The sequence below is a fragment of the Eudoraea sp. genome, from assembly GCF_049669105.1.
Lineage (GTDB): Bacteria > Bacteroidota > Bacteroidia > Flavobacteriales > Flavobacteriaceae > Eudoraea.
The window spans coordinates 1-24,946 of the sequence record NZ_JBATKE010000120.1; the positions used below are offsets into that span (position 1 = coordinate 1).

Here is a 24,946-nt window from a genome sequence, read left to right on the forward strand (position 1 = left end):
CTAGAGTTTCACCATTTTGAGCCATGGCAAATAAGGATAGTAAGAGAAGACTGCAAAGAGTTAATTTACCTTTCATAATAGTGGATTTTAGTTATAGCCCTTCAAAGGCTTAATGTTCGAATTTTAGAATGAGTTTATAATTATTGTTGACCGTAACCTTTACATTTCGGTTGTTGCGTTGAAATACCTTTTTGACTCCACTTATCTGCGGCACACCTGGAATGTTGATGTCCTCTATCACATCGTCTAGCACTTCATTGAATACATCACCCTTAAAACTGTTTTTGATGTAAATGCCTGGAAGATTATCTGCACTATCATAGGCCTGTAATTTTAGAGGTGTGCCGGCTATATTATCCACTTCCAAAATGACGCGATTTGGCCTGAACTTCACAATACCATAAAGCAGGTTATTCTTATTAATAGCAATACCGTTGATGGTGGTATTTTGAATGACCCGCATCTGTAGACGGTCATTAACTTTTATGGTCTGCTCCCCATCTATTTCAACCTCTACGGACTCGCCAGTACCATTCGACAGCACTTGGGGACTGACCGCGAAGAACAATTGATGTTCTAGACTCATAGCTTTCAAAGGGGAAATCGCATCCTTATTATCGAGGACTACTGATTTCTTTCGCCGCCTTTTTTTGGGCAGTTTTCGAATGGTCGATGGTGTGGAATCTTGTGAATAAACTATTCGACCCAGGCGATAGATACTATCTACCATACGTTGTTTTTTCTTATCCAAAAGATCTGTATCATAAATTCCTGATTCATTCAAGAAACGTTCGTCATAGATACTGGGGGCAATCCTTTTCTTTTCGTCTTTTATGGCATCAATAGCTAACTTCTTTGAAGAATACATTTCCTGTCCTACTTCTAATTCGGGTACCAAGGTCTGTTGAAGGTCATTTGCGGAATCATCTCCTGCGCCTAAAACTAACACGGAATAGGCCACAATAAATAGGACCACAATCCCTATTACAGATAAAAAAACCATTTTATTTTTATCAATTTTCATACTTAAATTTTTTAAATTCATTTCACTCTTTGTCATAAATCTTTTTTAGAGAACGCTCGAAATAATCGGTAATCAGCAGTCCATGGGTATTTCTGGGATAGTTCCTGTCTACAGTAATAAGACTACCTGTAGAGATCAGTTCATAGCGATCGATTACGGATCCCCGGTTTACTTCAAATGTGGTAACGGTTTTGAACCGATAGGGTTCAGCGCTTAGATCCACTTGTGATTCAACATTCAGTACTTTTTGAACTAAGGAATACTGTAATATCCGGTTATAGACCCCGTCGGCTTTTTTTTGTCTATACACATTATCGACGGTACTGTTCCCTAGCCAAAGTGCCTTCTCCAGATTACTTTCATAGTTACTATCATTAATACCATAAAAGTATTTATGGAACAATGCCAGATGGGACAAAGCCTCGACCTGAAGGTTCTCTTTTTGGGATACCAATTTCAAGGGAATTACAGAACCGTCCGTATTCACAGCAAAAGTGCTGTCCATTGCTTTTTTGTACATGTTCAAGACCATTACTCCCGAAAAGACACTTGAGAGTAAGGCCGTTACAGTAACAGTTATGGTTACATAGCGGTTCAACTTTAATACGTCGTAAATGTTTGTATACGGTAATTTCATAGTGAATCATTTTTAAAATGACAGCGGATCTTGACCGCCTTATTGGGTAAAGAGTCTTAGCGAAAATGTCGTCGCCCTTTTGTATAGCTTGAACTTCAGGAAGACTATAAAGCCGATCGTCGCAGCCTCCACCAAAATCTTGATGGTGTTATTAGTTGTCGGGCCACCCCATAGGTCTGTCCAGAAATTGGCATTGATTTCTGTATACAATTGGTTCACAAAAATGTTGACCAGAAAAAAGGCAGGCACCAGCATATAGACAGCCGCATACAATTTGAAAAAGGTATAGGCCATACTTCGGAATTTTTCGAACACCGCCAAGCTGATGACCAACGGAAAAAAGGCCTGCATAATACCCAAAAGGAAATACCGCTCTGCCAAGAACAGGGGATAGATGAACAGATCTATAATCCAAAGCACCAACCCTATGAAAAAGCTGAACATCTTAATACCGAAGACGGGAGTGACCAAAGCTTCGTACAATAATGCCCATGCTTTTTTAGCGGCATCCAAAGCACCCACATCTTCTTCAATTGGAATGTCCTGCAATTGTAAAGGAATCAAGGTAGGTGCCGTATCCCGGTACTGCCCTTCAATAGCGACCAAGATGCCGTCGAAAAAGCCGAGTAGCTGGGTCGAGAATATGACCAGTAGGACAATAACGAAATTCTTGGCCAGTTCCCCTGGGGAGAGTCCCCAAGAATAGCCATCTTTATCGGTGATACCTTCATTGTATTTTTTAAGGATATTTACCAAAAAGAACAGCACCCCAAGGGACTTGATACCCGCAATAGTATACAAGGAGAAATCAGTCCCCTTTATGGCCTGAAAGACCGTGTCCACATATTCAAGGCCCATGCTCAAAGAAATTACCAATTCCACTTTTTAATAATTAGTTTCTCTATTGTTAATTTTGTTCTGCATCTCCCTAAAAGCGATGATGTCCCTGTACCGTTGGGTCCTGCGTTCGATTTCGGCTGCCATTTCATTGGATTGCTGTTCACGCTCCCTAATTATCTTCATTCGTTCACCATCTGTTAATTTCAAATGGCCGCTCAATAGTATCTCATTGATAAATTCCATATCGGACATTGCACTTTCTATAATCGCATTGAAGGAATTGGAGACTCTTTCAATTTCTTCAGGTCTGATATAGGGAGAGTTCAGAATATCCCTCAGATCATTCCTTACTAATGCATAAAGACGCTCATTATTCCGTATCATATCACGGACCGCTTTTAACTGTCTGACGGCATTGCTCACTATTTCTATCCGCTCTTTTTGTTCCTGTAAAAACTCCACGGTCTTTAACAACTCCGTGGTTTGCTTGGCAGATTCCAATAATGACTTTGCCATTGAAATGAAATTGGTATTATCATATACTGGCATCCCCTGGGCCGCAGTGCGGCTGCTTAATATTAAAAACAGGCCGGAGATGAACGCAATTTTTATTTTTGGACTTGTTTTCATAATTTCTTGGCTTTGTGATGCCATAACTCTAAATTGAAGGCTGCGGCATCTGATTAACATTCATTATTACTATGCTGCCTTTAGTCTTAAAAATTCCTTTATAGCCAATTCCATATCCCCGTGTTTCTTATAAATGGCCATTATGGATTCGTTATCGGAACCATCGGTGAGGTAGGCGGCGAATACTTCGGGCGGAACTTCCAATCGGAAAATGTTGCTCTCCTTTCCGATCTTAATGAACATCTCCGTATATTTCCGTTCTCCCGTCAAATCGTTTTTGATGGATTTCAGTTGGTTCAGATCATGGCTGGAAAGGTTAAGTCTGTTTTTTAATTCCTCATAGCCCTTTTCATTGTTCAGGCTATAAATGACCTGGGTATTTTCAAGAATGCTGGCCGAGGTGGGATTGTCTGGCAGTTGGTTGATGGACTGCAAGATGATTCCGATTGCACCTTCCTGTTTCCGGATGGCTTGATAATAGAATTCCACACTCTCCAAAACATTGGGGAATTTCAACTGCTTGGCGAACTCATCGAAAAGGATGATGCCCTTTTCCTCCTTGTTGCGCCAGATGGTACGGTGGATGGCGGTCTTTATCAATTTCAACATGACAGACAGGATTTCCTTATTGTCCTTGACTTCATCTAGTTCAAATACAATAAGCCTTTTATCTTCAATTCTGTAGGATTGGTCCTCGCTCATTTCGAAAAGGAAACTGTATAGTCCTCCCTCCACATATTCCGATAGAATATGCAGGAAGTTTGTAATGTTGAAATAGGCGGCATCAATACCCAAGTTATTTAATAGATGCTCCCTATCCTCACGTATGAATCGATAAAAACTTTCCAACGAATGACCAACTGAAACTGTCCTATAGTAGTGTTGAAGGATTTTCTTAAGTGATACCGATTGTGCCTTGGTAATCTTGAGGTCGGATGCCAAAAGTTCAAATAGAAAAACAGATAGATCTTCCAATCGTTCGGGACTTACATCGTGCACATTGGCTATAAAAAAGGGGTTAATACCCAAGTTCTTCCCGTTCTCATAACGCAGTACAGTGCTCTGTTCGGGGTACAACTGTGCGAACTTGGTATAAGAACCCCCTAGGTCGATAATGACCAACCGAATATCCATTTCAAAATACTGACGTAGGATATTGTTGGCCAGAAACGATTTCCCCTCTCCTGTTGGAGCGAATATGGCAAAGTTACGCGCTTTGATACGCTTTTTCTTCTCGTCCCAAACATCCTTAAGTACAGGAGTGTTATGCTGTCTATCGTTAAAGATGATGCCCGCTTTATCCGAGTGATAATTGGTATTGTTGATCAATAGGCATAGTGCATGTTTCAAATCAGTTACATATAAATCATCATTGGAAAAGTTGGAGGAAAAACAACCGTAACTGTTCAAAAAATAGTGTTTCCGTTCCTCGCTGCTTGGATAGTAAGGAACAATATCAAGCTCTTTGAATTCGGTCTTGATTTGGGAAGCTATTTTTTCCAGCTGCTTTTCATCTTTATGCCAGTAAATGACATTTAAATGACCCCTTATGACCCTTGAACTATTATCATTGTTGATCTGGTCTTGGATGTGTTGGATTTTTTTAAGGATGACCTTGTTCTGAGAACCGAAGTTGGAGCTCTTGTTGAGTTCCTCGATCTTTTTGTCCAACAGCTTACGCCACTTTTGCTTGTCGTCCAGATAGATGATCTGGTTAACCATATGGTTTTCGCTAAGGGATAGACCCAAACCATCAATAAATCCCTGATGAAAACTGAAATCGTCCGAAGTGAAACGCTCGTTGATCTTGCTGGTCTGTACCTTGTCCCCAAAACAGCTTTCGCTGTTTACCGCCAACACATCAAAATAGTGGTCCCCGATTTTGATATCCTTTTTTCCCAATTCTATAGCCGTATCAAAACCATTGTTGAAGCCGTTGAAATATGCACTGCTTATTTCCAGTATTTCCTTTGATTTTAAAGGAGTTAATGACACCTTTCTACCATTATTGATAAACGAGACGGAATCATTTACAGCAGTCCTGAATCGATGCAGATTTTCCTTTAGTACTTCTGGAACTTTGGCGTCCACTTTACGAAAAGGGTTGATGTACTTCGGGTTATTGAGTTTTTTGTTTTTGATCAGCGTAAAGAATAGGTAACTGTGATGTTCTATAAGTTCCCTTCCTTTAAAATAGTCGTGAGTAGACTGGGATAGGAAGGTATCGCTGGGCAGGTTTTCCGACGTAAAGGACTGCTTGAAATAGATATCCTGCTTGTGGACGACCGTACCTACAGGCAATGACTTTATGGCTTGGAACCAATTACTGTGCATGTCCTCAAAGTCCTTTTCAGAAAGGGAATAGATGTCGGGAAGTTCTACCCGATAGCAGGCGATGACGTTGCCATTGTTGGCGAATATCAAATGGTCTTTGATATCCGTAATGGGATGATATTTAGAGAGATTGATTTTCGACATGACTGAGGATATTGTCTTTTTTGTTACTGATGATTTTGGGGAATACTTTCCTGAAATTAAAGAGACCGGGATTATTGTTCATTTTGTTCAGACTCATAAACAGGCATCCGTTCCAAGCGAAAAGCCCAAGAACCATCATCAGACTAAATGAAAAGATGATGACCAACAGTGAGGCCACAATCGAAACCATCAAGAGGGCAAAGAGTGATATGGGGAGACCCCATATCAACGCCCCTTTACGGATATTGCGGTATACCTGGTAGCTTCTCATTACACTACTATTGAAATGAGATAGGTAAAGATGCCGACAACGGCACCCGCAATAAGGACAAAAACAAGTACTCGTGTAATCCCTTTTTTAAGGTCTGCGTTCTCTCCAAAGAAGTGCCCTGCATTGAAAAGGAAACCTATTAAGAAGATAACGCCAAGGATAATTGGGAAAATAGTGCGAATGGTATCCGATACGTCGTTTACAGAATCTTCTATCCCGCCGATTTGTGCATAACTGGCCAAGCCCATGAATAGGATTGCCAGGGTAAGACTTTTAGCTTTTCTCATAACTGATAATTTTTACGGTCGAATCGATCGGCCTGTGATTAATTATTATTGAATGTAGAAGTCTATGGTGTTTTCTGCCGAAGGATTCTTAAAAATTAACTGGAATCAGCGTTAATTTTTAATGGAAATCCATGGTTTCGGAAGATTCTTTGAATATTGCTCAACGAAGAATGATAAATATCACTGTAGCCATGCAAGCAACAATCAGACTTTTTTTATCTCTATTGATATTGAGTAATCTTAAGGTTTATGCCCAACAAATAATAAAGGAGGAGAGAAAAATTATACTTATTGATCCCGGACATGGAGGAGTAGATTCGGGTACGGTGTCTGCAGATGGTCTTCAGGAAAAAGATGTCGTTCTGGACATTGCAAGAAGTATGATAACTTGGAACAAAGGTTTGTTGAAGTCTAAATATGATATTTATGTGACGAGAAATACTGATACCCTGATCTCACTTGACGACAGGACGAAACTAACGGGATACATGAAACCCGATATTTTTATTTCCTTGCATTGTAACCATTCAGTTAGTTCTAAAGCTAACGGCATCGAAATATATACTTATAAGGTAATAAATGGTTATACCGAACAATCTGTAAGGCATGCCCAGACCATGGCAGATCAACTGAATCAAAAACTAGGTTTTAAAAATGGAGGCACAAAACAGGCCAACTTTCAGGTTTTAAGGGAAACGATATGGTTTTGCCCTGCCATATTGTTAGAGCTTGGGTACCTGTCCAATATGGTTGAGTTGGATTATTTGAAGAAAAAAGAAAAAAGGAAAGCCCTGGCGCTCGCCATTCTGATGGCGCTTTAACTAAATTGTCATGAAAGAACTATTAGCCGAAGTTATATGCAGTATCAGAAGTATTGTTTTTGCGATGTATAAAGAAGTGTCCGATCTCTTGAGAAAGGATATACCTAGAATATTTAAAATCTATAAGTCGTCAAAACAGAAATAAATAGTATTTTTTTGCCACTGACACAACACATCATGCGATTTTTTTGGATTGGAGTCCGGAATCTTCGTCAGATAAATTGGACCAAATTAATGGGTGGTCACTTGCTGAATCGAGTTCATTCTTAACGGATTCGTACAAGGGCCATTTCGGCATTTTGGATGGCCAGACGGCTTTTCTATTTAAGCCACTATCATTTACTCGTTGAAATAGAAAAGAAGACAGTAAGAGATAATCTTTCTGCTTTATATTGATTCCTTTACGATAGCCTCCCATTCTGAAATATCCGCTATGGTTTCCTAAATCAAGATCTGCCTCAAATGAATTGTGTTTAACAATGTCCTTCAAATCGGTATCCTGTAATAATGACGATAGGGAACTTGAATAGCAAGGCGCATTGAGATTCCCAAGAACTATAATATTATCATGCCCATTAGTTTGAAGTTCCTTGTATATAGCGCCAACTTTATTTGCCTGCCTTTTTCTTTTTTTATCTGATATTTCCAAATTAGATTCATCCATAAGTTGACAGCATAGAACAAAAAATTCATAGCCATCATCAGTTGTTATCCTAAATTGCATTACATTTTTATCAAAAAGAGGCTCGTCTTCCAAATCCCTCTCATTTGCAAAAGAACACATCGTGGTTACCCGACACCCTTTTTTCATAAGCACCCCTATACCATTTCCTCTTGAGCCATTTCCTTCCATATGTATAATTTCAGTATAAGGTGATTGCATTTCTCGTTTAAGAAACAGACTGTTGAATTGAATTAATGAGGTCCTGCTTTCAACTTCCTGAAGGAAGAGAATGTCTGGATTAATTTCGTTTATGACTTTTGCCTTATTCAATATGGCAGCTTTTCTTATTGGGTTGGTGGCAAGTTTTATCCAGCCGTTCCAATCACTATAGTAAGAAGCCCTATTGTCCGAGGTCAATGGAGATGTTTCGACCATTAAATTACCTTCTAGGTTTTTAATCGAAACATAAGGTTCAAATGGAGCTTTATTGAAGCCTAGTAGAACAGCTAGTTCGCGCATTCTGACATAATTTTTTTCAGTTTTGTCCCCTTTAGTGAACAGTGATTCCAGTTCTTCGTTCCAAAAATGTTGTTTTTGCAACCTGTTTTCTTTGATTAACTCCTTGTTGCGATGAAACAGATTCTGAATGTTATAGGTTGCGATTTTCATGACTTGTCGTTTAGAAATAGGTTTTTGTTTTTTATCAATATCTGATTGATTTCCTCTTCGTCGTAATAGATTATTCCTCCTAATTTGCTATAAGGAATGGTCTCATTGATCCTGAAATTCTGTAATGTCCCTGGACTGATTTCCAGTTTGTCCATTACCTTTCCCGACTTAATCCATTTGTCGATTGTGACTTTTTCGTACCTTAATAAAAGCTCTTTGAATTCGGAAAGTAACTCTTCTTTGAACTCACTTAAATCTTCTGTGGTAACAATATTTGCTGGCATAACTTATAATTTTAATAGGGAGTTGTTACTAGTATTATATTTCCATAAATGTCATTTTATTAATTGGAATTCATTCACAAGTTGCATGCAACTTGGGTAAAATTTTAACATAATTAGTTTTTCAACGATGAAATAGGAGCTAAGTGGGAATCTTCTGGCAATTCCTAAAATTTAATATATATTTAGTAATTACTAGACACTCAATTATGCTTAGAACTCAATTTCCCAATTTCAGACAGTTGGATAAAATGGACTGCGGTCCAACTTGTGTTCGAATTATTGCAAAGCACTATGGCAAAAATGTTGAGTTAGAATTCCTTAGAAAAGCTTCATATATAGATAAGGGAGGTGTTTCATTGGCCGGTATCAATGAGGCCGCAAAGCAAGTTGGTCTGGATACTTTTTCTGTTTTAATTACCCATGACGATTTAATTAACAAAGCTCCCCTTCCGGGTATAATTCATTGGCAGAACAATCATTTCATGGTTGTTTATAAAATTAATAATTCAAGAGTTTATGTTTCTGACCCTGCAAAAGGGAACTATTCAATGTCACATAACGAATTCAAAAAGGGGTGGTTATCAGAAGAGAAAAAAGGAATTGTAATGCTTTTGGAACCGAATAGTTCATTTGCTCCCAATCAAAGAGGTTATGAAAAAACTAACTATGCATTTTTTCTAAAATATTTTTTAGGGCATAAAAAATTACTCTGGCAACTTTTAATTGGTCTTTTCTTGTCTTCTTTAATCCAATTGTCATTACCGTTTTTCACCCAAAGCATTGTGGATTATGGGATTGAAAATCGCGATCTTGATTTTATTACAATTATTCTAGTTGGACAAATTTTCTTTATTCTGGCGCTAGGCGCCATTGAAATACTTCGAGATTGGATATTATTTCATATTTCTTCCAGGATAAATATTCGCATGATGTCGGACTACCTGGGAAGATTGATGAGATTGCCAGTGGCTTTCTTTACAAGTCGCAGTACCGGGGATTTAATCCAGCGTATTAATGATAACTCTAGAATAGAAGAGTTTTTTACCAATGGATCATTGACATTTTTATTTGATATTTTCAATATTGTATTATTCAGTTTTGTACTTGCTTACTATAACCTGAATATATTCCTGGTATTTATTGTTGGTTCTACCATATATGTTTTGTGGTCATTGGCATTTTTGAAAAAAAAGGCGTTGCTCGACATGGCTTACTTTGGATCCAGTGCTAAAAGTCAGTCTAAGGTCTTACAAATAATTAGAAATATCGAGGATATCAAAATCAATAATTCTGATGATCGAAGAAAACAAGAATGGTATGCTACACAATTGGATCTCTATAATGTAACCTCCAAGAATTTAAAGATAAGTCATATACAACTAAATGTCGGGCACGCTATTAATGAGATAAAAAATATCATAATCATATTTTTGTCTGCATTTGCAGTAATTGAGGGCACCTTTAGTTTAGGGGTTATGTTGGCAATACAGTTTATAATTGGCCAGCTCAATGTTCCATTAAAAAAAATGATGGATTTTTTGTTGGATTATCAAAAGGCTTCACTGGCAGCACAAAGATTATTTGAAATTCAAAAAGAGGAACCTGAAGGGGATCATTTAGATTTCATGGAAGAGGCTGTCCATGACACCATTAATTTAATAAATGTCTCTTTTAGATATGGCCCTCCAGGCACTCCCGAAGCTTTACGAAATATCTCAGTAAGTATTCCAAAAGGGAAGATAACCGCAATTGTCGGACAAAGCGGGTCAGGTAAGTCGACATTGTTAAAATTGCTTCTAAATTTTTACCAACCACAAAAAGGACAAATTACAGTTGGTAAATTGAATTTATCTGATATTCCTCCCGACAGTTGGAGGGAAATTTGCGGGGTTGTTCTTCAAGATGGTCAGCTCTTTAACGACACAATTGAACGAAATATTACCGAGTCTAAGTCAACGATATCCACTCAAAAAGAAAGCTATAGGAGAGCTATTGATACAGCGATGTTAAGTGATTTTATTGAAAATTTACCTCATAAATCTAAAACAAAAGTGGGAGAAAACGGCACCCTTTTAAGTGGTGGCGAAAAACAAAGAGTATTAATTGCAAGAGCTATATACAAAGACCCTAAATATTTTTTTTTAGATGAAGCAACAAGCGCTTTGGATTCAATTAACGAAAGAAGTATTTTAGAAAGTCTTGAAACTTTTTATCAAGGTAAAACTGCACTTATAATCGCGCATAGACTTTCTACTATTAAAAACGCCGATAAAATAATTGTATTGGATAAGGGTGATCTTATTGAACAAGGCGGTCATAAAGAATTAATGCATAAAAAAGGATTCTATTGGCGATTAATTAAAAATCAATTAGATATTATAGAAAATGAATGATAATCCAATGCTATCAGAGGATTTTTTAATCCGTCCACCAAATTGGCTCATGACCAGGGGAATGGTAATTGCCTTTATCTTCGTCACTATAGTTATCGTTTTGTCAATTATTCTGAGATACAATGATGTTATTAATTGTGAAATATTAATAACAAGTAAGAATCCTCCAGTAAATCTAATAAGTAAGGAGAATGGAAGAATAGTGCAAGTAAATTTTGAAACGGGCATGAAAGTTGGAAAAAATGAAGTTCTTGCAGTAATTGAAAATCCCTCAAATTATGAAGATGTTTTCTATTTAAAGTCTGAACTTCTGGACACCTTTAAATTAATATCTACTATAAACCAACTTCATCAAGTTTTTCCAGATGATTTACAGCTGGATGTGTCAATGCAGTTCTCTTATCAAAATTTTGTTAATGCCTATGGCAAATACATTTTGTATCAAACTATAAATCAAGATAAATTAGATGAAGAAAATCTTAGTTCTCAATTAAGTAAACAAAGAAGTCTGATTAGGATGAAAGAAAGACAGTTATCTTCTAGTAAACGTAATTTGTCCTTGGCTGATTTAAGTCATGGCAGACAGGACGAACTTTATGCCAAAGGTGTTATTTCTCAACAGGAACTGGATAAAAGTGAAAGGAATTTAATTTCCGCTACAAATGAACTTAATAACATAAAACAAGAACTGGAACAATTGTATATTGACACCTTAAACCTAAGTAACCTGAGTATAAGATCACTAAATAAGGACATAGTGAATTCTTCAGTCTATAATTCCGAACTACAACTCTCAAAACAAGAATTGAAAGGGAAGATAAACCAATGGGAAAATCAATTTGTAATAAAAAGCCCCGTATCAGGTACTGTGACTGTTTTTGACATTTGGAATCGCTATCAAAACGTTTCTAAAGGCGAGCATGTAATTACAATAATTCCCGAAGAGAGTACGGAACTAGTAGGTAGATGTAAAGTGCCCATAAGAAATTCAGCAAAAATCAAAAAGGGGCAAAATGTACTCATTAAGTTGGATAATTATCCTTACCGTGAATGGGGAACATTAAGCGGGAAAGTGTTAAGTATTTCGGAAACAACAAAAAAGGGGAAGGAAAATTATTATGCAGTTTATGTTGAAATTCCTGAACTCATCACATCATATGATATCGAAATTGAATTTAAACAGGAAATGTATGGATCGGCCAGAATTGTTTTAGAAGAGACATCCTTGCTGGAGAGAATCTTTTACCAGTTTCGGTCATTATGGTCTGACTTTCGAAATTAGCAATATAATTAATAGTAATAGCACGATTTCAATGCTAAGTGTATATAACAACATTTTTTGACTTTTATTTAAAAAACAACAATTATGTATTTAGTGCGGAGACTTTTATTGTGGACAATATATTGTTTGTTACCTCTTGTGTCTTTAAGTTCAATAAATGCGCAAACCAATGATCTGCAATTGTCTAAGGAGGAAATTTTTGAACTTTCTTTTGAGGAAATTATAAAACTAAAGGATAGCCTTGATTGGGATGAAAATAGTAGTTATTTAAAAAAAATATATGATATTCATATTGCAAAATCTAAATTATCTAATGATACTATAAAATTGGCCAAGATTTACCTTTGGCGTATGTGGATTGAAGAATCAGATAATGCAATTAAATATATTGATTCTGCCATATACCTGACAAGGAATATGACCTCAGGAAATTTTCCAGGAGATGCATATTATACGAAAGGAGCATTACTATATTTAAATAACCAACCTGAGTCTTCATTAAAAGAACTAATTAAAGCTTATGATATTGCTCAAATTACAGGTAATCATGAACTCATTGTTGATTGCTTTAATGCAATTTCTGGTTTAAAGAGAGAATATGGTCAGGAAGGAGAAGCACTTATTCTTCAACAAGAATCCTTCGCGTACTTAAAACGGTATAGAGACAAAATAGATAATTATAACCTTACATATCTTATTACTTTAGATAATTTAGCGCGAAGTTTTACACAAATAATGGAGTTGGATTCGGCAAAATTTTATTCCAAAGTCGGAATGGAAATGTCCTTAATTCAAAATGATATTGAAACTTTCCAAAATCTAAGTATTCTCCATGCACAGTGCAATTTCTATGATGGTAACTTCTTGAAAGCTAGAGATACTCTTTTGAAATATGTTGATAAGTTCGATGGAACCACAAAAGCTGATATTCTATATTATTTGGGTATAATAGAAGGGGAATTGGGAAATTCAATTAATAAGAGAACTTATTTAGAACAATTCGATAAAATCCTATTTGCCAACGACTTACCATTGGTGGATAATGTTAAGGAAACCTATCAATACTTATATAAAGATGCAGTTGAAATAGATGATGAAAGACTACAAGAAAAATATTTAAATAGATTATTTTACTATGATAGTTTGTTGGATATAACGGAACAAAATATTCGTAATGTGACGCTTATGGAATTTGATCTTCCCATGGAGGAAATGAAAGTCTCGGGTTATGAAAAAAATCTTACCAAAAGAAGAACGATAGTCAATTTGTTTTATGGTATTTCAGTATTCCTTTTTGCACTTATTATACTCTTATATTTTCGGTTTAAAAATGCCCGAAGAAAGCTTAAGAAACTTATGGAAGAAAAAGTAGAACCTATTAAATTATCTCCTAATAGAACACCATCGAACAAGATATTTATTGATCAAGAGATAATAAATTCAACTTTGGATAAACTAGAAAAGTGGGAAGCAGAAGAGGGGTTTTTAAATCAAGAAGTAAGTCAAACCTCACTTGCCAAAGAAATGGATACCAATAGCTCTTATCTTTCAAAGATAATTAACACCTATAAAAAACAGAATTTTTCTAATTATATAAAAGATCTAAGAATTACGTACGCGATTAATTACATTAAAGAGAAGCCTGAAGTGATTAATAACAAGTCAACCATACAAATCGCAGAGTATTTTGGTTTTAATTCTCTGGATGTTTTCGTAAGGACATTAAAGAATAAAACCGGAGTTACTCCTGCTACTTTTTTTAAGCAAATTAAAAAGGGCAATTTATAAATTGAGTATGTTAATTTATATATTCACTAGCTTTTTTTAGTATTTTGCTTACAACTATTAATTACTAATTTATAAAATTTCCATTATGAAAAAAATTATTGAAATATTCAAAAAAAACGAAGTTAAAAATCTATCTGCCATAAAAGGTGGCGATAACTCAGGTACCGGCGGTACTATTGAAAAGAATAAAGTTAAGGTTAAAGGCAAATAAGGAAGGTTTAACCAGATATTCAAAAATCCCTAGTTCTAAAATTGGGGATTTTTATTATTATTTTATTAATCAATTATGAGATATTATTTTTTATTGACTTTTATCATCATTTTTATTTGGAGCTGTAAAAAAGATAAACAACGATCATTTGGGTATCCTACAATTACAAATATTAAAAATACTGAAGAGCATTTTGGAATACCTTATACCAATGAATTTGGGAATCTTGAAAATCTAAAAGATAGTACCGTTCTAAATTGGTATCAGGGGCAAGACGCTGTTGCTGAAGCGTACTTTTCTAATAATGTAGAATACGATCGAATATACAAGCATTATGATTCTCTTGAAAACAGGGAATCTGATCCGGCAAGAAAAATCAGATATGATGAAATGGGCCATATATTCTACCTCTCAACTTTAGAAGAAGGAGATGATGAATATTTATTCAAAAAAAATGATTACAACTCTACTCCTGTAAAACTATACGATCCAAAAACATATCTTGACAGCACCTATAGAATTGAATATATAGAGCCCTCTTATGATGGCAATTATATAGCAATTGCCATGGGTAAGCCAGAGAATTTCTTTAATGATATTATTATCCTTAATTGCACAAGCAAACAAATAATTGGAAATCCAATCAAAAATGCTAAGCCCGAGAAAGCAGGGGGGATTGTATGGACTCCTGATAATGAATCTATTCTATACATTGCCTATCCTAATAATGGACCGGAACAAAATGACAGGAACAGTTTTACGGCATTATATGGCTTAAAAACACTTAATGAAGAGCCTAAGGCGGTATTTAAGGATGGGCTTTCAGGGATTTCGCTTAATGAAGAATATTATCCAATACCTATATTCAGATCAATGAAAGATAACTATATATTTATTTATCCTGGCAATGCTTCAGATTTTTGGGATTGCTATTATTTGCCTACCGAGGATTTTTTACAAGGCAATTATAATTGGAAATTATTATTTAAAGAAAATGAAAAAATCTTTTATGATTATGGAAAAGAACGTGATCACATATATTATTACCTCCGTGAAAATGGCGATAACATCGAATTATGTTCCTCAGACTTAATTGACCCAGATTTTTCTACTCCTAAAGTTTTAATAAAAGGAGCCGCAGAAAATCAAATTCAAGATTTTGCAGTATTAAAAAATGAAATTTTTTACACGATTTCCACCAATGGTATTTCAGAAGTTTTATACAAACACAAATCTGAGGAGGCCCCTGAGAAAATCGAATTGCCTTTCCCTGCAGGTAATGTTTCTCTAAATTGGCTTTCTCCTTATAAAAGCGAATTATGGGTCTCAATATCCGGTTGGACAGCTAATAGAAAAACCTATTATCGCAATGCCAATAATGAATTTGAATTTGTTCAGCTTGGTATGTGGCCCAATTATCCGGAATATGATGAAATTTTAAGTGAAGTGGTAGAAGTCGCTTCATATGATGGAACAATGATACCTTTGAGTATTATAAGACGGTCAGACCATAAATATAGCCCTGATGCCAAGGGAATAATATCTGTTTATGGCGCCTATGGAATTTCTGAAACACCTTGGTTTCATGCACCTATAATGGATTTTGTAAATCAAGGTAACATTTATGCGACAGCACATGTCCGAGGAGGAGGTGAAAAGGGACCCGCCTGGCATAAGGCCGGGATGAAATCCACAAAAGAAAATTCTTGGAAAGATTTAAATGCTTGCAGTGAATATTTAATTAAAAATGAGTATATAGGAGCTAAAAAATTGGGACTGAATGTGAACAGTGCAGGTGCTATAGCTGGTGCTATGGCAATAAATGAACGCCCTGATCTTTACAAAGTTTTTACTGGTTTTGTACCAACATTAAATGTAATAAGAGTTGAATATATAGAGGAAATCGATGATTCTGATAGCGCTTTTGAATTTGGAACCATAACTGAATTAGAAAGTTATAAAGATCTCTTAAAGATGGATCCTGTGGTGAATCTATCAAATACAATTGACTATCCTAGCACCTTATTGATTATTGGGTTTCGAGACTATTTAATATCTCCTTCAGCCCCCGGGAAGTATATTGCACTTTTACAGTCTTTCAATCCTTCCAATGATAAGCCCTATCTTTTAGATGTCAAATTTGATGCAGAACATGAGCTTGACTGGCTCGATGATTATGCCAGGGTGCTTTATTTCACTGATAAAGAATTAGATAAATAGTCAAACTAACTTTCGAAATTTTCCATATTGTTAATCATCGCAATTGAAAGTTCATTTAAAAACTTTGTCCTATCTTTTTTTCTTAGCTTCATCTCTGAGAAGGATCTATAATAATCACCTATTTCTAAATTGAAAAGGGACTGAAAAACATCAGCAATATGCTTGATAGATATATTCCCGTTATTTATTGCCCTGGCTGAATGAAGCGCATAAATTAATTCTGTAAGAGATACTTTTGAGGATGTCCATTTTAAATTGTAATTCTGAAGAGCAAATGATGTCTTAAAATTTCTAAGTTTATTTTTTAAATATATAATCATGCGCTCTGAGGCTATAAATTTTCCTAAAAGCACATCGTGTGATGTATTAAATAATGGATCGAGGATATAGTGCGAATTATAATGTTGTGGCGAATATTCTAAAAATTTACGAGTAAAATACCGCACATCAAAATGGTCTTGATTTATTTTCATGTAGTGAACGAAATCAATATTATCATTAAAGAATTTGTTAAGTTCTTTTATTTTTTTTTGAATATACATTTCCTGTACTTTAATAACGGTATTGGGAAAACGCATTTCAAAAGAATAAACTTCAGAATAGTATATTAAAATACTTAACGGGACTTGTTTGGTTACCTTAAAAAAGTAGACTTCATCCTTTTCACACATAAAACCTTTGGCAATCACCTTCTTTTTCAAATCGGACAATAACTTTCTACATGTTTTAATTGTTTTTTGATATGCCTCAAATTTATCGCAACACTCTGTTTCAATTCTAATAATTTCACTTTCCAGATTGGTAACATCTATTATCCTTTCCATCGATTTGTTATTTAGAAAAGTAGGATAGTTCTATTCTTTGGAAGAAGTCTATTCGACAATGAATTTATCATTCTGTGAAATGCAGAATAACTTCAGTTCAAATATGTAAAAAATTTGAAAAAAACAAAAAATTGATTATCAGCACTTTATGAATTGTAAGAAAATTGAATTGTAAATCTAAATGAATATATAGTGCTGTTGGGATAGGAAAATAGAAGTGGTATAGGTATTTAGATTGTCATATCGCACCAAATTTCATTTAAACAATCTGCAATTTGTAAATCGCGGGTTCAATTTATAAATCAAGAAGATAAATGGTTGCAAAATATGTTTAGTAAAAACAATTTTGCAACATGAAGATATTTCCTAAAGAGATAATAGAAAATACGGTACAGGCTTATGTGCCAAAAAATAAAACCAAAAGTAAAGTTATATATGGCATAATACTGCTTTTATTATGTATTGTATTTGTTTCTCTTCCCTTCATTAAAATTAAAATTTATACAGCCTCTAGGGGTGTCATTAAACCAGACCAGGAACGTATTGCAATTAATAGTATAAATTCAGGTAAGGTTTTGTATTCGAATTTGCACAGTAATAAATATGTAAAAAAAGGAGATGTTTTACTTGTTATCAAAAGTGATGTGCTGGATGATCAGATTGCTTTAACCGAATATGAAACTCAAAAATTCACAATGCAAAGTGAAGACTTGAAATATTTGATTAATGATAGGAATATAAGCTCAGGTAAAATTAAGTCGCCAAAATATCGCAAAGAATATTTTCAATATCAAGAAAAGAAAAATGAATATAACACCCGTTTAAAAAAAATAAAGGTTGATCATGAGCGAAACGAGCTATTATTTTCTAAAGGTGTCATAGCTAAGGTTCAATATGAAGATATAAAACTGGAATATGACTTGGCTCTAAATTCTTTCTATCAATTTAGAAATCAACAAATAAGTACTTGGCAAGCAACTTTATCAGAATTAGAGACTTTTTTGATAACAACAGAGAATAAAAATTCTCAATTTAAAAAAGCTAAGAGTGAGTATATAATCACTGCTCCATTAGATGGTACATTAATCAACCTGTCTGGAATAGAAAAAGGGAGTATAATTTCATCTGGTGTCATCTTAGGAGAAATATCTCCCGACACGGAACTTTTGGCGGAGTGCTACATAAGTCCCTTGGATATTGGCCTTATTCGCGAATCAAAGCCGGTGAATTTTCAAATGGACGCTTTTAACTACAACCAATGGGGCCTGGCGACCGGGAAAATTATAGACATATCTGAAGATGTTGAAATCATTGAAAACCAACCCATTTTTAAGGCAAAATGTAGAATAAATGAAGAATACCTACAATTGAAGAATGGCACTAAAGGCAAGTTAGGTAAAGGAATGACGTTCTATGCCAGATTTGAACTTGCTGAACGAAGTTTATACCAATTATTATACGATAAAATAGATGATTGGATAAATCCCGGATTGGAAGATAAAGTAGCTTCTACAAAATAGTATGGCAAAGAAAACAATCAAACAACACGATATTACAGACTGTGGGGCTGCCTGCCTAGTGTCTATAGCAGCACATTATAAGTTTCAAATACCCATTTCAAGAATTCGGCAATACGCAGGTACTGATAAAAAGGGTACTAATGTATACGGTCTAATAAAAGCAGCCGAAAAACTTGGCTTTGAGGCGAAAGGAGTTCGGGGTGACTTCGATAGCTTGTTTAAAATACCAAAACCAGCGATTGCACATGTCATTGTAAATGAAAGACTTCATCACTATGTGGTCATATATGAGGCAACTAAGAAGTACATTAAAGTCATGGATCCTGGTACGGGTAAAATGGAAAAACGTACAATTGAAGAATTTAAAAAAGCATGGACAGGAGTTTTGGTATTGTTATTGCCGAATGACGAATTCACCGCGAGTAATGAAAAAGCATCGGTTTTCAAACGCTTTTGGTTTTTATTAATGCCACATAGAACAGTGCTTACTCAAGCCTTTTTTGGTGCTTTGATATATACGCTATTGGGTTTTTCAACTTCAATTTACATCCAAAAAATAACTGATTTTGTTTTAGTTGATGGTAATTCAAATCTTTTAAACCTGCTTAGTGTAGCAATGATTGTTTTATTAATTGCTCGTGTACTAATAGGGGTATTTAAAGATATATTTCTAATCAAAACTGGTCAACAAATTGACGCCAGATTGATCTTAGGCTATTATAAACACTTGATGAGATTGCCACAGCAATTTTTTGATACCATGCGTGTTGGGGAAATTATATCAAGAATAAATGATGCGGTTAAGATTAGAAACTTCATTAATGGAGTGGCATTGAATCTTACTGTCAATATCTTAATAGTATTTTTCTCATTCGCCCTAATGTTTAGCTATTATTGGAAGTTGGCCCTTTTGATGACTATTATAATACCTATATACCTTTTACTTTACTTCATAGTCAATCGTATAAACAAAAAAGTGGAACGTAAAGTGATGGAACAATCCGCTAATTTGGAAAGTCAATTAGTTGAATCATTGAATTCAGTAGGAACAATAAAAAGATTCGGACTGGAAGACTTCGCTAATGTTAAAACAGAAACTGGTTTTGTTCGTTTATTAAAAACCGGTTACAAATCAGCCTTAAATAGTGTTTTTTCCGGGGCAAGTTCAAATACAATCGCTCAAATTTTTACCATCATATTACTTTGGTCGGGGTCTGGCTTTGTTATTGAAAGACAAATCACACCAGGGGAACTTCTATCCTTTTATGCTATTGTAGGCTATTTTACCGGACCTTTGATTAGTCTTATAGGTGCAAATAAAGAAATCCAGAACGCCCTGATTGCAGCCGACAGATTATTCGAGATTTTGGACCTGGAGCGTGAAGAAGTTGAAAACAAAATAGAGCTCACCAAGAATAGTTTAGGGGATATCAAATTCAAAGAAGTCAATTTTTGCTACGGTACCAGGACGGAGGTATTTCAAAACTTCAATGTAACCATTGAAAAGGGAAAAATTACCGCATTAGTCGGTGAAAGTGGTTCAGGTAAGTCAACTCTGATGTCTTTATTGCAAAACATATATTCTATCAACAAGGGCAGCATTACAATTGGAGATATTGATCTAAAATATATTGATAATGACAGTCTGCGTAAACTAATTAGCGTTGTACCTCAAAAAATTGACCTATTTGCAGGGAATATTATTGAAAACATTGCGGTTGGGGAATTTGAACCAGATATGGATTTTATTCTAAAAATATGTGCTGAAATTGGAATTTTAGAATTTATAGAAGGATTACCCAATGGATTCAATACTTATCTAGGAGAAAATGGGGCAACATTATCAGGAGGACAAAAACAGCGAATAGCTATAGCACGGGCTTTGTATAAAAAGCCAGAAGTTTTGGTCTTGGATGAAGCTACGTCCTCTTTAGATAGTAGTTCGGAAAATTTTGTCCAAAAAACTATTGACAAATTAAGGTCAGAGGCTAAGACAATAGTAATAATTGCTCACAGGCTGAGTACAGTGGTCAATTCTGACAAAATCGTTGTTCTTGAGAACGGAAAAGTACTAGAGCAAGGTTCGCATGAGATCCTATTTGAAAAAAAAGGAGCTTACTACAATCTATGGCGTAAACAGTTGCCAAAATTTATCTTGAAATTGAAATCAGCGAGTTGAATATTAATTATTAAGAACATGAAGCAGATAGTAAAACAATTAGCATTATTGGAAAGAGTAGATCAATTGATCCGCTTAAAGGCTACAGGTCGCCCAAATCAACTTGCCAGTCGATTGCAGGTATCGGAGGCAACAGTCTTTAGAATAATTGATACAATGAAAGAGTTAAATGCGCCCATATATTATGATTTAGCTAGACAGAGTTACTTGTATTCAGAAACTACTACATTCAAATGTGGCTTCTATTTAGAAGAATTGGATGATAAAACAGAAAGAGAACTTTCTGGAGGCCATGCTTTTGCCAATCTAAGAAAGGTCCTAGAATTTTAGCAGTTTTTATTTTTGACTAGCAGAATTTGAGAGTGCTAAACAAGATATTTACAAAGTCATTCAAAGCCGCGCGCAATAGAAATTCTGGTTTTGATTAACTCAATTCATTAATTTAAATTAAAAACTTATGAAAAATTTACAATTTTATGGTGTTCAACAATTGAATGGAATCGAAACCTTAAATATCGAAGGCGGTTTAAATGGACTCGGTCAGGCTGAACTTAGTGGAGTCGTGTATGCCTTTGCTATGTGGGCGTCTTTAGGGGAAGGTATGATTGATGGAGCACGTGCTTTCCTCGAGTCAAACGGATAAAATCAAATATATTATCAATAATCAAAAAAATAATAAAAATGACAAAAAATATGAATATTACTTATTTAAATCAGGACGAATTAATAGAAGTAAATGGGGGTGATAGTGCCTGGGATTCATGGAGAAACGGTACTGCTTATAAGATAGGATATGGAATAGGGACCGTATTAGCTTTTGGCGCCGTAACAGTAAGAAATACTCTTGACGAAGTCTTTAATTAAATATTGTATCTTTTAATTTTATAATAATAGGTCCTAAGTTTATTAGGACCTATATCTTTATTAAATTAATAGTCTGAACTCTTTATAAAAAATTAATGAAATTACTCAATTCCAATTACATTCTTTTTCTCAAGAATCCGAGCATTGATTTAAAAAAAATAGAAACAAAAGGATCTTTTAATAAATACAAGCAGTTTTTGTTTTTTGATTTAAGACTATTTCTACTTTATATATTTTTAGTAGGAATAATTTCATTGCTTTCAGAAGATTTTAAATCAGTATTTCAAACTAAAACAATTTCTGAATATCCCACCTATATTAAATTTCTAATATATATTTTTATTGCGCCAATAATTGAAGAAACAGCCTTTAGATTGGGCCTAAAAGTCAATAAAATTAACATTGCTATTTCTCTTGGATTCCAGCTAATACTTCTACTAGTCATTTTTAACGTAATCCAATATCAATTATGGTTCAGAGTATTACTCGTATTACCTACTATAGCTATATTCTATTTTTTAATCAACATTGCATTCTTGAATTTTTTAAAAAATCATTTTAATTACTTTGTATATTACAACATATTGATGTTTGGGATATTACACACATCGAATTTTACCTTTAGCTCTTTTCATCAGTACTTTTTCATTCCTGTATTAATTTTTAGTCAATTAGCAGGTGGCGCTTATTACAGTTATGCTCGCATAAAATATGATTTCTCTACCGCTATATTCTTTCATATACTGCATAATTTTATTTTTGTATTCCCGCTCTACCTGTTTTCAAACTAAATTTGTTTTTCTCTATTAAGATAATATATCTTGATACACACAAAGATGATTAGTGCCTTTTAGCTTATATTATACATCATGCTTAATATGTACACATTAGATTAAATCACAGAATTAGTATTGGTTAGCCTTCGTTAACACTAGATGGAGTACGAGGTAGGCAGCAATTATAATCCGTGTTGAAAATTACCTCAAGATCAAGATTTACATATAAGCAACAACTTTAATGGTGTGTGAAAATAATATAATAAAAACTCCAATTATAATATATAAAAATCATGTTTTGTCTCATCACTATGAACTTGTAGATTTATTAGATATAGAATATAGGATGTAATTTGTTGGGAGATATTCTATGCGATTATGCTATATAGAATTCAATTCTTCCTGGTAAGTATCTAAGACAACACTTGGAAGTGATTTCAAATAAATTTGCGTTGTTGAAAGCTTATTATGCCCAAGCATTGCAGAAATGACTTGTAATGGCACTTTTTTCAACATTGCATGGGTGGCAAAGCTATGACGTGACACATAGGAAGTCATATGGTTTTCAATGCCACATCTCTTTGCGATTTTACCTAATCCGATATTATATCTTTTCCTAGCCCCTTTAATTTGTTTGTATTGCTCTTCCAATGAACTAGAGGTTAATATGGGTAGAATAAAATCATCTTTGTCTTTTCCTTTCAGATAATACCTTAGTAATTCATGAAGCTGCTCAGTAATTTTTATATCATGTTCTTTCGATGTTTTTTTTCTTTGAAATTGAATCCTTTCATTGACTATATTCTTACGTTTCAAAAAAGCGAGGTCTATAAATGACATTCCGAATAACATATAAGAAAGCAAAAAATAATTTCTATAGTGAAACGGCCAACTGCCCTCTTCCAATTCAAGTTCGAGGATTTTCTTAATGTATTTGGCGTCTATAGCCCGTTTTAAGGTAGGTGTTGTTTTAATTTTATAATCGCTAAAGGGATAAGCTTCTTTGTCAATAAGACCTTCTTTAATGCCTTTATTGTAAATTGCTCTCAAAGTTCTCAAATAAGAAGCTAAACCGTTAAGTGAGTTTCCATCTCTCGACATATGGAATCTCTCAAACTTTTTTAGGAAATCATAGTTGACCTCGTTGAACTTCAAATCTTTATCATTTGTAAAAGTTTTTAGTCTGCTCAATAGATCTTTGTAAGAGTCGGCCGTTCCAATCCTTCTTACGGACCTCAAATCTTTTTCATGGTCCTTGCCGAACTTGAAGAAAGAGTGATATTTGTTTTTTCCAACAATTTTTTGTCTGACTTCTTTTATGGATAAATAATTCAATTGCCCTTTTTCGTGTAGCCTGTTTATAATCTCTTGGGCATTTCCGAGTTCTTTGTTTAAGAAGTTGTTGAGGTTGCTAACGGATTTAATCCCAGTGTAGGATTTTTTTACTTTCCTTTTAGTTTCATCCCAAAATTCAGCGGGAATTGATTGACCTGTTGATATTGCCGTTGTTTTTCTGAAATGAGTTAAGCGCAAAATAATTGGATAGCTACCTGTTTTTTGGGCTCTCCTTAAATCCATACTGAGTATAATGCTAGTATTCATTTTTAATCAACAATTAACAATTTGCACGCAGAAAATCATTTTGAAATCATAACTATCACAAATATAGGGAATTAACTAATAATAATTTGCACGCAATTTGCACGCTAATAGCTCTAATCATATAAAATCAAATCAATACAAATTTTATTAAAACATTGAATATCAAATATATATAATAAAATATGGTATTCATGAGTACTCAAAAACTCGACTCATAATCAGGGGGTCCCTGGTTCGAGCCCAGGTGGGACCACATCAAGCAGAAAACCCGCACCGATTGGTGCGGGTTTTTGCATTCCCGGGGAGAAAGAGCAACTTGTTAATGCTTTCGTACCGGGAATGTAAAAAACACTTTGCTTGTGCAAAGTGTAGTTTTCTATTTGCAGCAGCGGTACTTCTCTGGTCCGTGCGCTTTGCGCACGAACCCAGCCTGCCCGCCTCTGGAGTACCTGTCCGCCTGCCCTCCGTAGTAAAACAAAGGCGTGGGGGGGGACCACATTGATTCTCAAGGGGTTACAAAAATGTAACTCCTTTTTTTGTGCCTGATGTTTACGACCACGTTTACAACTACGCCTATTTTCACTTCTTTTTGGTACATATTTACGTAAAATGAATATTGTTTGACTTTTGTAACTAGTCTCACGATTTCTACCAAAACGAATCAACCGTATTGAATATAGAA

Annotated in this window: 22 protein-coding genes; 12 read left to right on the top strand and 10 right to left on the bottom strand. The window is 34.8% G+C overall.

All coding sequences use genetic code 11. The features are described 5' to 3' along the window. Nucleotides 1-109: 109 nt before the first annotated feature. The 5 genes from traM to WBM60_RS10315 all read right to left on the bottom strand — a co-directional run bounded on the left by traM (nt 110) and on the right by WBM60_RS10315 (nt 5,609). Complete coding sequence (traM, locus tag WBM60_RS10295) at nt 110-1,024, bottom strand: conjugative transposon protein TraM (RefSeq protein WP_424278244.1); 915 nt, start codon at nt 1,022-1,024, stop codon at nt 110-112. 22 nt (nt 1,025-1,046) lie between these two features. After that, nucleotides 1,047-1,661, bottom strand: coding sequence for a conjugal transfer protein TraK (locus WBM60_RS10300; protein WP_424262040.1), 615 nt, complete (start codon nt 1,659-1,661; stop codon nt 1,047-1,049). A 39-nt stretch (nt 1,662-1,700) separates the two neighbouring features. Further along, nucleotides 1,701-2,543 (bottom strand): hypothetical protein, encoded by an 843-nt coding sequence (locus tag WBM60_RS10305; protein ID WP_424276193.1) that lies wholly within the window; start codon nt 2,541-2,543, stop codon nt 1,701-1,703. Nucleotides 2,544-2,546: 3 nt separating this feature from the next. Further along, nucleotides 2,547-3,131, bottom strand: coding sequence for a conjugal transfer protein (locus tag WBM60_RS10310; RefSeq protein ID WP_424259146.1), 585 nt, complete (start codon nt 3,129-3,131; stop codon nt 2,547-2,549). Between the two features lie 69 nt (nt 3,132-3,200). Then, complete coding sequence (locus tag WBM60_RS10315) at nt 3,201-5,609, bottom strand: TraG family conjugative transposon ATPase (RefSeq protein ID WP_424259147.1); 2,409 nt, start codon at nt 5,607-5,609, stop codon at nt 3,201-3,203. On the opposite strand from WBM60_RS10315, the gene WBM60_RS10320 reads away from it, so the two are divergent. Continuing rightward, nucleotides 5,608-5,760 (top strand): hypothetical protein, encoded by a 153-nt coding sequence (locus WBM60_RS10320; RefSeq protein ID WP_424259148.1) that lies wholly within the window; start codon nt 5,608-5,610, stop codon nt 5,758-5,760. The two genes, WBM60_RS10315 and WBM60_RS10320, sit on opposite strands and share 2 nt — an antisense overlap. A 119-nt stretch (nt 5,761-5,879) precedes the next feature. On the opposite strand, the gene WBM60_RS10325 is transcribed toward WBM60_RS10320, so the two are convergent. Further along, a complete protein-coding gene (locus WBM60_RS10325) occupies nt 5,880-6,167 on the bottom strand; it encodes a hypothetical protein (RefSeq protein ID WP_424259149.1) in 288 nt (95 codons plus the stop codon). Between the two features lie 131 nt (nt 6,168-6,298). Here WBM60_RS10325 and WBM60_RS10330 point away from each other — a divergent pair, with 131 nt between their 5' ends. Then, on the top strand, nt 6,299-6,988 hold the full coding sequence (locus tag WBM60_RS10330) for an N-acetylmuramoyl-L-alanine amidase family protein (RefSeq protein WP_424259150.1): 690 nt from the start codon (nt 6,299-6,301) through the stop codon (nt 6,986-6,988). Nucleotides 6,989-7,163: 175 nt separating this feature from the next. Here WBM60_RS10330 and WBM60_RS10335 read toward each other — a convergent pair whose 3' ends face one another. Both WBM60_RS10335 and WBM60_RS10340 read right to left on the bottom strand, forming a co-directional pair. Beyond that, entirely contained in the window at nt 7,164-8,321 is a 1,158-nt protein-coding gene (locus WBM60_RS10335) for a hypothetical protein (RefSeq protein ID WP_424283041.1), read from the bottom strand. Continuing rightward, a complete protein-coding gene (locus WBM60_RS10340; RefSeq protein WP_424259152.1) occupies nt 8,318-8,605 on the bottom strand; it encodes a helix-turn-helix domain-containing protein in 288 nt (95 codons plus the stop codon). Before WBM60_RS10340 ends, WBM60_RS10335 begins: the two co-directional genes overlap by 4 nt. Nucleotides 8,606-8,811: 206 nt before the next feature. Between WBM60_RS10340 and WBM60_RS10345 the strand changes: the two genes are divergently transcribed. The 5 genes from WBM60_RS10345 to WBM60_RS10365 all read left to right on the top strand — a co-directional run bounded on the left by WBM60_RS10345 (nt 8,812) and on the right by WBM60_RS10365 (nt 16,499). Beyond that, entirely contained in the window at nt 8,812-10,998 is a 2,187-nt protein-coding gene (locus WBM60_RS10345; protein WP_424259153.1) for a peptidase domain-containing ABC transporter, read from the top strand. After that, the gene (locus tag WBM60_RS10350; protein ID WP_424259154.1) at nt 10,991-12,280 is read left to right on the top strand and encodes an HlyD family secretion protein; all 1,290 of its coding nucleotides are present in this window, start codon (nt 10,991-10,993) and stop codon (nt 12,278-12,280) included. Before WBM60_RS10345 ends, WBM60_RS10350 begins: the two co-directional genes overlap by 8 nt. Nucleotides 12,281-12,364: 84 nt before the next feature. Then, nucleotides 12,365-14,068, top strand: a complete 1,704-nt coding sequence (locus WBM60_RS10355) for a helix-turn-helix domain-containing protein (protein ID WP_424277587.1) — start codon at nt 12,365-12,367, stop codon at nt 14,066-14,068. An 85-nt stretch (nt 14,069-14,153) separates the two neighbouring features. After that, on the top strand, nt 14,154-14,279 hold the full coding sequence (locus WBM60_RS10360; protein ID WP_424263982.1) for a hypothetical protein: 126 nt from the start codon (nt 14,154-14,156) through the stop codon (nt 14,277-14,279). Between the two features lie 75 nt (nt 14,280-14,354). Then, complete coding sequence (locus WBM60_RS10365; RefSeq protein WP_424263984.1) at nt 14,355-16,499, top strand: prolyl oligopeptidase family serine peptidase; 2,145 nt, start codon at nt 14,355-14,357, stop codon at nt 16,497-16,499. Between the two features lie 5 nt (nt 16,500-16,504). Here WBM60_RS10365 and WBM60_RS10370 read toward each other — a convergent pair whose 3' ends face one another. Further along, nucleotides 16,505-17,323: an RteC domain-containing protein gene (locus WBM60_RS10370; RefSeq protein WP_424263986.1), complete on the bottom strand. Its 819-nt coding sequence runs from the start codon at nt 17,321-17,323 to the stop codon at nt 16,505-16,507. Nucleotides 17,324-17,676: 353 nt separating this feature from the next. On the opposite strand from WBM60_RS10370, the gene WBM60_RS10375 reads away from it, so the two are divergent. From WBM60_RS10375 to WBM60_RS10395, 5 genes are all read left to right on the top strand, one after another. Then, a complete protein-coding gene (locus WBM60_RS10375; protein ID WP_424263988.1) occupies nt 17,677-18,843 on the top strand; it encodes an HlyD family secretion protein in 1,167 nt (388 codons plus the stop codon). Nucleotide 18,844: 1 nt separating this feature from the next. Then, the gene (locus WBM60_RS10380) at nt 18,845-21,022 is read left to right on the top strand and encodes a peptidase domain-containing ABC transporter (protein ID WP_424283042.1); all 2,178 of its coding nucleotides are present in this window, start codon (nt 18,845-18,847) and stop codon (nt 21,020-21,022) included. 18 nt (nt 21,023-21,040) lie between these two features. Further along, nucleotides 21,041-21,352 carry a hypothetical protein gene (locus WBM60_RS10385; RefSeq protein WP_424263972.1) on the top strand — a complete coding sequence of 104 codons (312 nt, stop codon included), beginning with the start codon at nt 21,041-21,043 and terminating at the stop codon, nt 21,350-21,352. Between the two features lie 127 nt (nt 21,353-21,479). Next, nucleotides 21,480-21,665, top strand: a complete 186-nt coding sequence (locus WBM60_RS10390; RefSeq protein WP_424263974.1) for a hypothetical protein — start codon at nt 21,480-21,482, stop codon at nt 21,663-21,665. Nucleotides 21,666-21,703: 38 nt separating this feature from the next. After that, nucleotides 21,704-21,886, top strand: coding sequence for a hypothetical protein (locus WBM60_RS10395; RefSeq protein WP_424263976.1), 183 nt, complete (start codon nt 21,704-21,706; stop codon nt 21,884-21,886). Nucleotides 21,887-23,043: 1,157 nt separating this feature from the next. Here the strand turns inward: WBM60_RS10395 and WBM60_RS10400 are convergent. After that, complete coding sequence (locus WBM60_RS10400) at nt 23,044-24,264, bottom strand: phage integrase SAM-like domain-containing protein (protein WP_424283043.1); 1,221 nt, start codon at nt 24,262-24,264, stop codon at nt 23,044-23,046. Nucleotides 24,265-24,946 lie beyond the last annotated feature (682 nt).